The sequence below is a fragment of the Variovorax sp. RA8 genome, from assembly GCF_901827175.1.
Taxonomy (GTDB): Bacteria; Pseudomonadota; Gammaproteobacteria; order Burkholderiales; family Burkholderiaceae_C; genus Variovorax.
This window is the reverse complement of sequence record NZ_LR594662.1, coordinates 3,779,670-3,792,537: the sequence shown is the minus strand read 5'-3', so window position 1 is coordinate 3,792,537 and position 12,868 is coordinate 3,779,670. Positions and strand designations below refer to the sequence as shown.

At 66.7% G+C, this 12,868-nt stretch carries 12 protein-coding genes, 1 tRNA gene and 1 pseudogene; 10 read left to right on the top strand and 4 right to left on the bottom strand.

Annotated features, from left to right (window positions below):
- Positions 1–66: 66 nt before the first annotated feature.
- Positions 67–1,851 (bottom strand): lipid A export permease/ATP-binding protein MsbA, encoded by a 1,785-nt coding sequence (gene msbA, locus E5P3_RS17710; protein WP_162587169.1) that lies wholly within the window; start codon positions 1,849–1,851, stop codon positions 67–69.
- 145 nt (positions 1,852–1,996) lie between these two features.
- Between msbA and tolB the strand changes: the two genes are divergently transcribed.
- The 5 genes from tolB (at position 1,997) to E5P3_RS17685 (ending at position 5,572) form a co-directional block, all read left to right on the top strand.
- On the top strand, positions 1,997–3,313 hold the full coding sequence (tolB, locus tag E5P3_RS17705; RefSeq protein WP_174263078.1) for a Tol-Pal system beta propeller repeat protein TolB: 1,317 nt from the start codon (positions 1,997–1,999) through the stop codon (positions 3,311–3,313).
- Between the two features lie 23 nt (positions 3,314–3,336).
- Positions 3,337–3,858 (top strand): peptidoglycan-associated lipoprotein Pal, encoded by a 522-nt coding sequence (pal, locus tag E5P3_RS17700; RefSeq protein WP_162587168.1) that lies wholly within the window; start codon positions 3,337–3,339, stop codon positions 3,856–3,858.
- Positions 3,858–4,613, top strand: coding sequence for a tol-pal system protein YbgF (gene ybgF / locus E5P3_RS17695; protein ID WP_162589733.1), 756 nt, complete (start codon positions 3,858–3,860; stop codon positions 4,611–4,613). Before pal ends, ybgF begins: the two co-directional genes overlap by 1 nt.
- Positions 4,614–4,629: 16 nt before the next feature.
- Positions 4,630–5,451 carry a tRNA threonylcarbamoyladenosine dehydratase gene (locus E5P3_RS17690; protein ID WP_162587167.1) on the top strand — a complete coding sequence of 274 codons (822 nt, stop codon included), beginning with the start codon at positions 4,630–4,632 and terminating at the stop codon, positions 5,449–5,451.
- A 45-nt stretch (positions 5,452–5,496) separates the two neighbouring features.
- Positions 5,497–5,572, top strand: a tRNA-Lys gene (locus tag E5P3_RS17685).
- A 21-nt stretch (positions 5,573–5,593) separates the two neighbouring features.
- Here the strand turns inward: E5P3_RS17685 and E5P3_RS17680 are convergent.
- Positions 5,594–5,929, bottom strand: a complete 336-nt coding sequence (locus E5P3_RS17680) for a hypothetical protein (protein WP_162587166.1) — start codon at positions 5,927–5,929, stop codon at positions 5,594–5,596.
- Here E5P3_RS17680 and E5P3_RS17675 point away from each other — a divergent pair.
- A pseudogene (locus E5P3_RS17675) lies at positions 5,930–6,285 on the top strand (PIN domain-containing protein); the annotation flags it as partial.
- Between the two features lie 46 nt (positions 6,286–6,331).
- Here E5P3_RS17675 and E5P3_RS17670 read toward each other — a convergent pair.
- A complete protein-coding gene (locus E5P3_RS17670) occupies positions 6,332–7,102 on the bottom strand; it encodes an SDR family NAD(P)-dependent oxidoreductase (RefSeq protein WP_162587165.1) in 771 nt (256 codons plus the stop codon).
- Positions 7,099–7,932, bottom strand: a complete 834-nt coding sequence (locus E5P3_RS17665; protein WP_162587164.1) for a 3-keto-5-aminohexanoate cleavage protein — start codon at positions 7,930–7,932, stop codon at positions 7,099–7,101. The genes E5P3_RS17670 and E5P3_RS17665 overlap by 4 nt, the downstream gene beginning before the upstream one ends.
- 186 nt (positions 7,933–8,118) lie before the next feature.
- Between E5P3_RS17665 and accB the strand changes: the two genes are divergently transcribed.
- From accB to E5P3_RS17645, 4 genes are all read left to right on the top strand, one after another.
- Positions 8,119–8,628, top strand: a complete 510-nt coding sequence (gene accB, locus E5P3_RS17660) for an acetyl-CoA carboxylase biotin carboxyl carrier protein (protein ID WP_232073187.1) — start codon at positions 8,119–8,121, stop codon at positions 8,626–8,628.
- The gene (accC, locus tag E5P3_RS17655; protein ID WP_197893971.1) at positions 8,625–10,013 is read left to right on the top strand and encodes an acetyl-CoA carboxylase biotin carboxylase subunit; all 1,389 of its coding nucleotides are present in this window, start codon (positions 8,625–8,627) and stop codon (positions 10,011–10,013) included. The genes accB and accC overlap by 4 nt, the downstream gene beginning before the upstream one ends.
- Positions 10,010–11,494, top strand: a complete 1,485-nt coding sequence (locus E5P3_RS17650; protein WP_162587163.1) for a pyruvate carboxylase subunit B — start codon at positions 10,010–10,012, stop codon at positions 11,492–11,494. The genes accC and E5P3_RS17650 overlap by 4 nt, the downstream gene beginning before the upstream one ends.
- Positions 11,495–11,563: 69 nt before the next feature.
- Positions 11,564–12,856: an ABC transporter substrate-binding protein gene (locus E5P3_RS17645; protein WP_162587162.1), complete on the top strand. Its 1,293-nt coding sequence runs from the start codon at positions 11,564–11,566 to the stop codon at positions 12,854–12,856.
- The last annotated feature ends 12 nt before the right edge of the window (positions 12,857–12,868 follow it).

Sequence of the window (12,868 nt, the reverse complement as noted above, 5' to 3'; positions counted from 1 at the left end):
TTGCCGGACCGGGTCGAAGGAAAAATTCTGCTCGCCTGCCGGGGCGGGCGCAATATGCCGAAGGCTTCAGAGGCTGGGCTCGCTGCCCTCCGGCGCCGAGCGCACCGCATTTGCCTGAAGCCGCGCATACAGCCCATCCAGCGCCATGAGTTGCGCATGGCTGCCTTGCTCGACGATGTGTCCATGGTCCATTACCACGATGCGGTCGGCGTGCTGGATGGTCGAGAGGCGGTGCGCGACGATGAGCGTGGTGCGGTTGCGCATCAGCCGCTGCAGCGCCTCCTGGACCAGGCGCTCCGATTCCGTGTCGAGCGCCGAGGTCGCCTCGTCCAGCAGCAGCACCGGCGCGTCCTTGTAGAGTGCCCGCGCGATGGCGAGGCGCTGCCGCTGGCCGCCCGAAAGCTGGGTCGCGTTGTGGCCCAGCACCGTGTCGATGCCATCGGGCAGGCCATCGACGTGGACCGACAGGTTCGCTGCCTCGATGCAGGCGAGCACGCGATCGCGGTCGAGCTCGGCGCCCAGCGCCACGTTGGCCGCCAGCGTGTCGTTGAGCATCACCACGTCCTGGCTGACCATCGCGAACTGCGACCGCAGGTTCTTGAGCTGCCAGTCGCCGACATCGTGCCCGTCGAGCAGCACCTGGCCTGCGCTCGGCAGCACGAAGCGCGGCAGCAGGTTGACCAGCGTGGTCTTGCCCGAGCCGGAGGGGCCGACGAAGGCCACCACCTCGCCGGGCGCCAGCGTCAGGCTGACGCCGTCCAGCGCGCGGGCTTCCTCCTCGCCGCGGTAGTTGACGCGCACCGCGCGCAGCTCGATGCGGCCCGCCACGCGCGGGGCCTGGAAGCTGCCCTGGGATTCAGGCGGCACCCCGTCGATCAGCGCAAGGCCGCGCTCGAGCGCTGCGAGGCCGCGCGTGATCGGGCTCGTCATGTCCGCGAGCCGGCGGATCGGCGCGATCAGCATCAGCATGGCCGTGATGTAGGCGACGAAGCCGCCCACCGTGAAGCCCTGCTTGCCGCTTTGCCAGAGCGCGATCATGACCACCGCCGAGAGCGCGACCGCCGCGACGATCTGGGTCAGGGGCGTGGTCGCCGCGGAGGCGATGGTGGACTTCACCGCCAGGCGGTGGAGGTCGTGGCTCAGGCGGTCGAAGCGCTGGATCTGGGCGGCCTCGGCGTTGTGCAGCCGAACCATGCGATGGGCCAGCACGTTTTCCTCGACCACGTAGGCCAGCTCGTCGGTCGCCCGCTGCCCGAGCTGGGTGAGCCGGTAGAGCCGCTTGGAGAATGCCTTGATGATCCAGGCCACGCACGGCGCGAGCACGCCCACGATCAGCGTCAGCTTCCAGTTGAGATACACCAGGTAGAGCAGCAGCGCGATCAGCGTGAAGCCGTCGCGCGACAGGCCCAGCAGCGCCTGCACCAGCAGCAGGGCGCCGGTCTGCACTTCGTAGACCACCGTGTTCGACAAGGTGCTGGCCGACTGGCGCGAGAAGAGGGCGAGCTCGGCCGCCAGCAGGCGCTCGAACAGCACGCGCCGCAGCCGCTGCATGCCCTCGTTGGCGATGCGCGCGAGCGCGTACTGGGAAACGAACTGCGCCAGGCCGCGCACCGCGAACAGCAGGATGACTGCGACCGGGATGGCCCAGAGCGGGAGTTGGCCGCGCGTGAAGCCGCGGTCGAGCAGCGGCTTCAGCATGGCGGCCATCAGGGGTTCGGTCACGGCGGCGATGAGGGCGCAGACGAGGCCCAGGGCCCACCAGTGGCGCGAGCCTCCGAACCAGGTCATGAGTCGCGCGAGCCGGCGCGTGAGAGGAGGGCGCGCGGACTCGGCGGCGGGGGAAGGCTGCATGGCGGCGCATTCTAAGTTCTCGCCTTCCTGTAGGACCGCGCCGGCACATACACGTTTTGTGACGGCTGCGGCATCGCAATGTGTACCATGTGGCCTCGTTTCATCCGGGCTTGAAACTTAATTCCCGGAAAGTTCTCCGAACCGCATGAAAAAGCCGTTGCAAGAAATCTCCCCAACCCCTTCTTCATCGTTCTCCGTTCGCCGCACGTTGATTGCGGCTCTGGCTGCCTCCCCCTTCGCTCCTGCGTTCGCCCAATTCCGGGTGGAAGTCTCGGGCGTGGGCCTGACGCAGCTGCCGATCGCGCTCGTGCCGTTCAGGGGTGAAGACGCGTCCCCGCAGAAGATCTCGGCCATCGTGCAGGCCGACCTCGAACGCAGCGGCCAGTTCCGCGGTGTCGATGCCAGCGGCCAGTCGCTCGACGAGAGCTCCCGCCCCGACCTCAGCCTGTGGCGCCAGCGCACGGCCGATTCGCTGGTGGCGGGCAGCGTGACCCGCCTGGCCGACGGCCGCTTCGACGTGAAGTTCCGACTCTGGGACGTGGTGCGCGGGCAGGACCTGGGCGGCCAGAGCTACACCGTGCCGCAGGGCGACCTGCGCCTCGCCGCGCACCGCGTCGCCGACTACGTCTACGAAAAGCTGACCGGCGAGAAAGGCATCTTCTCGACCCGTATCGCCTACGTGACCAAGGCCGGCAACCGCTACAACCTGTGGGTGGCCGACGCCGACGGCGAGAACGCGCAAGCCGCGCTCGCCAGCCCGGAGCCGATCATCTCGCCGGTCTGGTCCTCGAGCGGGACGCAACTGGCCTACGTTTCCTTCGAGTCGCGCAAGCCCGTGGTCTATGTGCACAGCGTGGCCAGCGGGCAGCGGCGGCTGGTGGCCAACTTCAAGGGATCCAACAGCGCACCCGCCTGGGCGCCGGACGGCAACACTCTTGCGGTCACGCTGAGCCGCGACGGCGGCTCGCAGCTCTACACCATCCCCTCCGGCGGCGGCGAGCCGCGCCGGCTCACGCAGAGCAACAGCATCGACACGGAGCCGGTGTACTCTGCCGACGGCGGCACCATCTACTTCGTGAGCGACCGCGGCGGCGCGCCGCAGATCTACAAGATGAGCGCCGGCGGCGGCAACCCGACGCGCGTGACCTTCAGCGGGACCTACAACATTTCTCCGTCCGTCAGCGCCGATGGCCGGTGGTTGGCCTACATCTCGCGGGTAGGCGGCGCCTTCAAACTCCATGTGATGGAACTGGCGTCCGGCAATGCCACGGCGCTTACCGATACCACCGCCGACGAGAACCCCAGTTTCGCCCCCAACAGCAAGCTGATCGTCTACGCCACCCGGCTGGGGGGCCGCGAGGCGCTGATGACGACCACGCTCGACGGAAAAATAAAAGCGCGACTGGCGGGGCAGGCAGGAGATATCCGTGAACCGGACTGGGGTCCGTTTCAAAAGCAATGAATGATCAACCTGAGGAGTTCGAAATGTTAAGACGTACGATTTATTCGCTGGCCATCGTGGCGCTCATCGCCGGGTGCTCGTCCGGCACCAAGCTCAACGATGCGCCGGTGGTGGATCGCTCGGGGGGCACGGGTGGTTCGGGTGGTGGCGCGGCCAGCGGCGTGGCGCCGGTCACCATCGACCCGAACGCCCAGACCGCGCAAGGCCCGGTCGGCGTGGCGCGCATCGTCTATTTCGACTTCGACAGCTACACCATCAAGCCCGAATTCCAGTCGCTGATCGACGGCCATGCCCGCTTCCTGAAGGCGAACCCGCAGCGCCGCATCGCGATCGAAGGCCACACCGACGAGCGCGGCGGCCGCGAGTACAACCTGGCGCTGGGGCAGAAGCGGTCCGAGGCCGTGCGCCGCGCGCTCAACCTGCTCGGCGTGTCGGACAACCAGATCGAAGCCGTGAGCTTCGGCAAGGAAAAGCCGGCCGCCCAGGGCACTGGTGAAGACGCGTGGGCGCAGAACCGCCGCGCCGAGATCACCTACCGTCGATGATGCAAAGAGTCGTTGCCCCGCTGCGCGGCGCGGCCCTGGCCGCTGCCCTGCTGTGCGCCTCCTTCGGCGCGCAGGCCGCGCTGTTCGAGGACGACGAGGCGCGGCGCGCCATCCTCGACCTGCGCCAGCGCGTCGAGGCCATGCGTCAGCAGGCCGAGCAGCGCCAGAACGAGGAAAACGCGCAGCTGCGACGCAGCCTGCTCGAGCTGCAGACGCAGATCGAGCAGATGCGCGGCGAGCTGCAGCGCATGACCGGCCAGAACGAGCAGCTCACGCGCACCATCACCGAGATGCAGCAGCGCCAGGGCGAGATCGACGACCGGCTCAGGAAGAGCGAGCCTTCGAAGGTGACGGTCGACGGGCGCGAGTTCTCGGCCGATCCGCGCGAGAAGGCCGACTTCGAAGCCGCGCTGGGCATCTTCCGCGGCGGCCAGTTCGCGCAGGCGCAGACGGCCTTCGCCGAGTTCGTGAAGCGCTATCCGCAGAGCGGCTACAACGCCTCCGCGCTGTTCTGGCTCGGCAACGCCCAGTACGCCACGCGCAACTACAGCGAGGCGATCGCCAATTTCCGCTCGATGCTGTCCTTGGCGCCCGACCATGCGAAGGCGCCCGAGGCCGTGTTGTCGATCGCCAACTGCCAGATCGAATTGAAGGACACGCGCGCCGCGCGCCGCACGCTGGAAGACCTGACCAAGGCCTACCCGCAGTCCGAGGCGGCGCAGGCCGGCCGCGAGCGTCTCTCGCGACTGCGTTGAAGCGGGGCTCGCGCACGTGAGCACCGTCGAGCCTGCGCCTGTCGTCGAACTGGACGACGCCGACCTGGCCCGCCGCTTCGGCGGCCTGGAGCGGCTCTATGGCGTGCCGGGCGCGGCTCGCATCCGCGACGCCCATGTGCTGGTCGCCGGTATCGGCGGCGTCGGCTCCTGGGCTGTCGAGGCGCTCGCGCGCAGCGGCGTCGGGCGGCTGACGCTGATCGACCTCGACCACATCGCCGAGTCGAACATCAACCGCCAGATCCACGCGCTCGACAGCACCATCGGGCAGGCCAAGGTCGAGGCCATGCGCGAGCGCATCGCGCACATCCATCCTGCCTGCGAGGTGCTGGCCATCGACGACTTCGTCGAGCCCGGCAACTGGCAGGCGTTGCTTGCGAGCGCGCAGGCCGCGAACGGCCCGGTGGCCGCCGTCGTCGATGCCTGTGACCAGGTGCGAGCCAAGCTGGCGATGGCCGCATGGGCGCGCGAGACCGGCGCCGGCTTCATCACCGTGGGGGCGGCCGGCGGCAAGCGGCTCGCGCACAAGGTCGACATCGACGATCTCGCCGCGGTGACGCACGATCCGCTGCTGGCGCAACTGCGACAACGGCTGAGGAAGGAACATGGTGCGCCGCGCGAGGGCCGCAAGATCGGCGTGACCTGCGTCTTCAGCCGCGAAAGCGTCGCGCCGCCCGATGCCTCGTGCGCCATCGAAGAGGCAGGCGACGGTTCGCTCAACTGCCATGGCTATGGCTCCGTGGTCAGCGTGACGGCCACCTTCGGGCAGTGCGCGGCGGGCTGGGTGCTGGATCGGATCGCTCGAAGCGGGACGCTATAATTTCGGGCTTTGCCGGATTCGACGTTCGGTGGAAGAAAGAAGTGTGGGACGTTAGCTCAGTTGGTAGAGCAGCGGACTTTTAATCCGTTGGTCACAAGTTCGAATCTTGTACGTCCTACCAAAGAATGAATGAATCAAGCACTTACGGCGGTGGCGCGCGGTAGGTGCTTTTTTCTTGCCTGTGCCTGTCGATTTTTGCCAGAACTTCAGCGCGACTCCCAACTGCTTGACGCAACCACTTGATTGCAGCCAGACGGGATGGCTCGTCGGCATTGATTTGCAGGAGCCAGCTCAGCCGAGTCGGTTCTTTACCGGCCTTCCTGTTGGGATCGGTCGGCCCTTGCTCAGATCCCGATAGGCATCGCTGATCCAGACGGACCTTGAGCCGGAAGTGCTTGCTCGGTGTGGTGAGCGGCGTGTTGTTGTAGGCCGTGGCTCTGATCACGCCCTGCCATTTGCATGCAATCGATGCATGCATCTCGAGTGGATCGACGCTCAGCCGCTGGAAACGCTCTTCCTGTCCTCCATCACCGTTGCTGAACTGCGGGCCGGCGTGGCGCTGCTGCCCGCTGGCAAGCGGCGGACCGGCTTGCAGCAAGGCCTGGAAAGCGCGTGCTTCCATTGCTCGCCGGCCGTGTGTTGCCCTTCGACCTGGCCTGCACCCAAGCGTATGCACAACTGATGGCGAAGGCGCGTGCTGGTGGGCTCACTATTGCCACGGCCGACGGTTACATCGCAGCCATCGCCGCCGCCAACGGCTTTGCGGTTGCTTCACGAGACGCCGGCCCATTTAAAGCGGCCAGCGTGGCAGTCATCAACCCTTGGCAGCCGTGACTTCGTTTTCAGGCTCGACCTCCGCCACGCAGGCCCGCAAGTCCGCTCAGTTCGAAAGAAATCCCCCGTCCACCGCCACGGTCTGCCCCGTCACGAACGCGGCCTCATCGGAAGCGAGGAACAGCGCCATCCGGGCTACGTCGTCGACCGTCGCGAGCCGGCCAAGCGGGAAGCGCGTCAGCACTCTCTCCCTCACCTGCGGTGTCATGAAGGTGCGCACCATGTCCGTCTCCACGACCCCGGGCGAGATGGCGTTGACGCGGACGCCCGACGGACCGAGCTCGCGCGCGAGGCCCGAGGTCATCGCGACCACGGCGGCCTTGGTCGTGCCGTACCACACATTGCCGACCGCGCCGCCGCCGCGCTGGGCAGAGACGGAGGCGATGTTGATGATGGACCCACGCCGACGCTCCACCATGCGCGGGGCCACTGCCCGGACGCAGTGGAAGAGCCCGCCCACGTTCACATCGAGCATGTCCTGGAACGCGCCCGCCGGCGTGGCCTGAAACGGGCCCTGCGTCATCCGCCCGGCGTTGTTGATCAGCACGTCGACGCCTCCCCGGCGCGCCTCGACCTCGCCGACCACGCGCGCGATCGCCTCGGGATCTCGCACATCCATGCGGGCCCAGAAGCAGAGGCCGCCTTCCGCCGCATCCGATGCAGCGCGCGCGGCGTCGCTGTCCAGATCGGTGAACCACACGGCATCTCCGGCGGCTGCGAACCGCCGCGCGATGGCCCGGCCGATGCCGCGGCCGGCGCCGGTGACGATCACCGCACGCGTGTGGGACGCGGGTTGCGGCTTTGCGACCAGGCTCATGCTGCGAGCGGGAGGCCGAGGATCGAGCGCGCCTCGGCGGCCGTAGCGGGGCGACGGTCGTACCGATCGCAGGCTTCCACCACCTTGCGCACCAGTTCCGCGTTGCTCGTCGCCAGACGGGTCGGGTCGAACTTGATGTTGTCCTCCAGGCCGGTGCGAACGTGCCCGCCGGCTTCCAGGCACCACTGGTTCACTTCCCACTGGAAGCGGCCGGTACCCGCAGCCACCCAGGTCGCGTCCGGAAGAACCTGCGCGAGTTCCGAGCGCAGGAAGTCGAACACGCTGCGCCGCGCAGGCATCGCGTTGGCAATGCCAAGCACGAACTGCACGTGCGGGCGCTCCTTGAGAAGGCCCTTCTTCACCAGGTTCGCAGCGTTGTAGAGCATCGCGAGGTCGAACACCTCGATCTCCGGCTTGATGTCGTGGTCGAGCATGGTCCTTGCCAGTCCTTCGACGAAATCAGGCGGGTTCTCGTAGATGCTGGTGGGAAAGTTGACCGACCCGGTCGCGAGCGAAGCCATGTCCGGGCGCAAGTGCAGCATCGATCCGCGCGCCGCCTGGTCGCGGCCACGCCCACCGGTGGAGAACTGCACGATCATCCCCGGGCAGTGCTTGCGCACGCCTTCCTGCACGCGTGCGAACAGCTCAGGGTCGGAGCTCGGACTCTCGTCCTCGGCGCGCACATGCACGTGCACGAGCGAGGCGCCCGCCTCGAAGGCCTCGTGCGTCGACTCGATCTGCTCCTGCGGCGTGACGGGCACGGCGGGCGTGTCCTTCTTTCGCGGCAGTGCGCCTGTGATCGCGACGGTGATGATGACGGGTTCGCTCATGTCTGACGGTCTCCTGTGATTGCGCGCTCTCTCTGCGGCGCAAAGATTTCATTCAAAGAGTCGGGAATTTCATTATTGCGTTCGCGCCTTGTGTTGTGCAAGAATTTCTTCCGACGGATTGTTAATTTCGACAGTCGAAATATCTTCTGCTGCCGCCTGTTTCTTCCCCCAACACAAGGACGTGCCGTGAGCCACGGGCAAATCGATTTCCAGGACGTGCTTCAGCTCGTCGAACTCATCAAGGCTTCTTCCAACTTCAGCGAGATTCGCTTGCGTGCAGGTGACGTGGAAGTCGAGTTGCGGCGCCACGGTGCCGCTGCGTTGGGCACGCCACCTGCAGCGCCCGCGGTCAAGACGGCCCCGGCTTCCGAGCCAGCACCCGCCCTGCAGGAAGTGGTGCAGTCCGCACCCGCGCTTGCTGCGCAGCCCGTTGCAAGCCGGGCACCGCGCGAGGGGACGATGCTGGTCACATCGCCGATGGTCGGCACGGTCTATCACGCCCCGGAGCCCGGCGCCAAGCCATTCGTGTCCGTAGGGCAGAAGGTGTCGGCTGGCGACCAGGTCTGCATCGTCGAGGTGATGAAGCTCATGAATTCCATTCCCGCCGGTTGCGACGGCATCGTCAGCGAGATCCTCGTGGCCGATGGCGAACCGGTCGCCTTCGGGCAGGCGCTGTTCGTGATCGAGAAGCAATGACCAAGGCGATGGCGCCGTCGAACGACGGCCAGGTTATCCGCCGCGTGCTGGTGGCGAACCGTGGCGAAATTGCCGTGCGTGTGCAGCGCGCGTGCCGCGAGCTCGGTCTGGAAGTGGTGCAGGTGTATTCGGAGGCCGACCGCGATTCGCTCGCCGTGCAGATGGCCGACTACGCGGTTTGCATCGGGCCGGCTCGCGCGAGCAAAAGCTACCTGCTGGGCGAGCGTGTGGTGGAAGCGGCCAAGGCGCTGCGTGCCGACGCGATCCATCCCGGCTACGGCTTTCTGTCGGAGAACGCCGCCTTCGCGCGCCTGTGCGAGAGCGAAGGCGTGCGCTTCATCGGCCCGCCGGGCGACGTGATCGCCCTCATGGGCGACAAGGCATCGGCGCGGGCGATGGCCGTCGCGGCCGGCGTGCCGGTGACGCCGGGGTCCTCCGGCACCGTGAGCTCGCCCGCCGAGGCGAAGGCGATCGCGGCCGACCTCGGGTATCCGGTGATCCTCAAGGCGGTGGCCGGCGGCGGCGGCCGTGGCATGCGCGTGGTCGAGCGCGAGGCCGACCTCGCCGCGAGCTTCGAATCGGCATCACGCGAGGCCACCGCGGCCTTCGGCGACGGCACGATGTACGTCGAGAAGTACCTGGTCAACATCCGCCATGTCGAGATCCAGATCCTGTCGGACGGCGACAACGTATTGCACCTCGGCGAACGCGATTGCTCTTCGCAGCGGCGCAACCAGAAACTGGTCGAGGAAAGCCCGTCTCCCGCCTTGTCGACGGCGTTGCGCGACGCCATGGGCGAGGCGGCAGTGCGGCTGTGCCGGCACGTGGGCTACCGTAGCGCCGGCACCATCGAGTGCATCGTCGATCCGGCCGCGCAACGCTTTTACTTCATGGAGATGAACACGCGCGTGCAGGTCGAGCACCCGGTGACCGAATGCGTGACGGGCATCGACGTCGTGAAGGAGCAGATCCGGATCGCGCAGGGCGAACCGCTCGTGATCCGGCAGTCGCAGGTGCAGCTCTCCGGCCATGCGATCGAATGCCGGATCAACGCGGAAGATCCAGCGCGCAACTTCATGCCCAGCCCCGGGCGCGTGGATGCCTTTCGGGTGCCGGGCGGCCCCGGCGTGCGCGTGGATTCGCACGTGTTCTCCGGCTACGTGATTCCGCCGGACTACGACTCGCTCATCGCCAAGCTGATCTGCTGGGGGCGAGACCGCGAAGAAGCCCTCGCGCGCATGCGCCGGGCGCTGACCGAGCTGCGCGTGGACGGCGTGCACACGACCGCGCCGTTCCTCCTTCGGCTGATCGACAGCGCGGCTTTCCGGCAGGGGGCAGTGCACACCCGCTTCGTCGAATCCTTCATCCAGGAAACCAGCTCATGAATCCCTCCCGACGCGAACGACCCGATACGGCTGCCGCCCGTTCATACGGCCTGGTGGACGTGACCTTGCGCGATGCGCACCAATGCCTGTGGTCGACCCGAATGACCACGCCGATGATGACGCCCATCCTGTCGCGCATCGATGACGTCGGCTACGAGTTCATCAACATCCTCGGCGGCGCGGTGTTCGACGTGCAGGTGCGCTTTCTTAAGGAGAACCCCTGGGAGCGCATCGGCATCCTCTGCAACCGCCTGCGCACGCCCTGCGACGGGCTCACGCGCGGCCAGAGCCTCTACACCTTCGAACTGTTTCCGGATGACGTGGTCCGGCTCAACTCGAAGGTGCTCGCCGCGCGCGGGCTGAAGGTGCTGACCGTGTACGACGCACTGAACGACATGCGCAACATCGAGTCGTCCGTCCTGTCGGCGCACGAGTTCGGCATGCAGGTCAACGCGATGCTGGTCTACACGCTGTCGCCGGTGCACACCGATGACTACTACGTCGAGCGCACGCGCGAACTCGTGGCGCAGGACGTGGAGTACATCACCGTGAAGGATCCGACCGGCCTGCTGACGCCGCAGCGTGCCGAGACGCTGTTCCCGGCCATCGTGGCGGCCGCCGGCGGCATTCCGCTGCAGTTGCACATGCATTGCCAGTCCGGTCTGGCCACGCAGGTGCACGAAGTCGCCATGCGCACGGGCTTTCGCTACGGACACACGGCTTCGGAGCCGCTGGCCAATGGCGCCTCCCATCCATCGACCGAGGAGATCGACGACCGTGCACGCGCTCTCGACTTCGCCACCGGCATCGACCGCCACGCGCTCAAGGACGTCAGCGGCTATTTCGCGCTCCTTGCCGAGCGCGAGCGCAAGCCGCTCGGGCAGGTCGCGCAGTACGACCCCGCGCTGTATGAGCACCAGGTGCCCGGCGGCATGATCTCGAACCTTCGCTCGCAGCTGCACGGCATGGGCATGGAGCATCGCCTGCCCGAAATCCTCGAAGAGGCAGCACGCGTTCGCAAGGACCTGGGCTACCCGATCCTGGTGAGCCCGTTCGCGCAGTACATCGTCACCCAGTCGGTGCTGAACGTGGTGCAGGGCGAGCGCTACAAGACCATTCCGGATGAAGTGCGCAAGTACGCGATGGGCTCCTACGGCCGGCTCGCTGGCACGCCATCGCAGGAGTTCATGGCACGCGCACGGATCCGCAGCGAGGACGTCTCGCGCGAGCGTGCGGCTTTCGAGCTGCAGCCCTGGGTGCCCCGGCTGCGCGCGGAACTCGGCGCTTCGGCGAGCGAGGAAGACCTGTTGCTGGCTGCCTTCTACGACCGCAGCCTGATCGAGCCCCTGAAGACCGCACACGCCCCCATGTACGAGAGCACGACGCCATTGAAGGAGCTCGTGCGCTATATCGAATCGTGCAAGGACGTGCAGCAGGCACGCGTGCGCTACGGCAACGCCGAGATCACGCTGGTGGCCTGAGGCTGCGCAGTGCCGGCCCGCTCGTCGCTCCCGGACTCATCTTTTTCGAATACAACCATGGAGACAAGCATGACGACACGGATGACGCGATTTCCCCTGAAACGCCGCACGCTGCTGGCCGGCGCGACGGCTGCATTGCTGGCCGGCATGGCACCCGCCATGGCACAGACCACGGACGATCCCGCTGCCTGGGGTTGGCCCGGACCCTACGAGAAGGTCTCGGACAAATCCGTCCAGTGGCTCAAGGACAAGGGCTGGTGGCCGATCCAGGTCGCATTCCAGGCGCCGTGGTCGGGCCAGAACACGGTCAACGTCGTCATGGACCGCATGGGACTGATGACCAAGCGCGGCGTGGAAGCCAAGTGGACCGCCTTCGCATCCGGCCCCGCCATCAACGAGGTGCTGATCTCCGGCCGCTACCAGGTCGGCAGCGGTGGCAACTTCCCGTTCACGACGCTGGTGGACCGCAAGATCCCGGTGAAGTCGATCGCCATCGAAAGCCCGAACCTGCTGCATGCGCTGGTCGTGCCCAACGATTCGCCCATCAAGTCGATCAAGGATCTCAAGGGCATGAATCCGCCGGCCACCATCGGACTGGTGACCGGATCGTCGGGCGAGTTCTACTTCCAGATGGCTGCCAAGCTCAACGGGCTCGACATCGGCAAGGACGTGATCCTCAAGAACATGGCGCCGGGAGAACAGATGAGCCTGCCCAAGGGAATCACAGGCGTGGTGTCCTGGGACCCGACGCCGACGATGATGGTGGAGGAGCGCAAGAACGGCCGCATCGTCGACAGCATCTTTCCCTACAACATCTACGAGGGCACCTTCTACCTGCGCAGCGAGATGATCGAAAACGCGCCGGACGTCGCGCAGGCTTTCTCCGACGCGTTCGCCGAGGCCACGCTGTGGACGCGGCAGAACCCTGAAAAGGCGGCTGCGCTGCTGGGCGAGGATGCCAGCCTCAAGAACTATTCGAAGGAGATCCTGCTGCAGCAGGTGAAGGCGTACACGCTGCTCTACAAGCCGACGCACATCTTCCCGGACGGAACGTTCTACGGCAAGGCGAACGAGCCGATCTACAAGTGGCTCTACGAGGCGAAACGCATCACGCGGCCGCTCACCGCTGCCGATTTCGCGGCGGCAGTGGACGACCGCTTCATGCGCAAGACCTTCGACAAGCTCGGCTGGGCGGTGCCCAAGCAGCCGCCCTTCCTGCCCGCCGGCTGGAGCGGCAAGCCGGAGGCGCCGCCGTACCCGGAGTACGCGAGCGTGTTGAACCTGAAGGAGCCGCAGCCCTTTCCCGAACCGGCCGACCTGACCCGGCCCTGGAGCATCGGCGGCAAGACCTTCCAGCCTTGATCGAGGTTTTCT

What these genes read in the sequence shown, in the direction of transcription:
- E5P3_RS17650 (WP_162587163.1), top strand. Translation starts at nt 10,010, where the DNA reads ATGAATCCCTCCCGACGCGAACGACCCGATACGGCTGCCGCCCGTTCA.
- E5P3_RS17670 (WP_162587165.1), bottom strand. Translation starts at nt 7,102, where the DNA reads ATGAGCCTGGTCGCAAAGCCGCAACCCGCGTCCCACACGCGTGCGGTG.
- pal (WP_162587168.1), top strand. Translation starts at nt 3,337, where the DNA reads ATGTTAAGACGTACGATTTATTCGCTGGCCATCGTGGCGCTCATCGCC.
- E5P3_RS17645 (WP_162587162.1), top strand. Translation starts at nt 11,564, where the DNA reads ATGACGACACGGATGACGCGATTTCCCCTGAAACGCCGCACGCTGCTG.
- E5P3_RS17680 (WP_162587166.1), bottom strand. Translation starts at nt 5,929, where the DNA reads ATGCATGCATCGATTGCATGCAAATGGCAGGGCGTGATCAGAGCCACG.
- accC (WP_197893971.1), top strand. Translation starts at nt 8,625, where the DNA reads ATGACCAAGGCGATGGCGCCGTCGAACGACGGCCAGGTTATCCGCCGC.
- E5P3_RS17665 (WP_162587164.1), bottom strand. Translation starts at nt 7,932, where the DNA reads ATGAGCGAACCCGTCATCATCACCGTCGCGATCACAGGCGCACTGCCG.
- tolB (WP_174263078.1), top strand. Translation starts at nt 1,997, where the DNA reads ATGAAAAAGCCGTTGCAAGAAATCTCCCCAACCCCTTCTTCATCGTTC.
- ybgF (WP_162589733.1), top strand. Translation starts at nt 3,858, where the DNA reads ATGCAAAGAGTCGTTGCCCCGCTGCGCGGCGCGGCCCTGGCCGCTGCC.
- msbA (WP_162587169.1), bottom strand. Translation starts at nt 1,851, where the DNA reads ATGCAGCCTTCCCCCGCCGCCGAGTCCGCGCGCCCTCCTCTCACGCGC.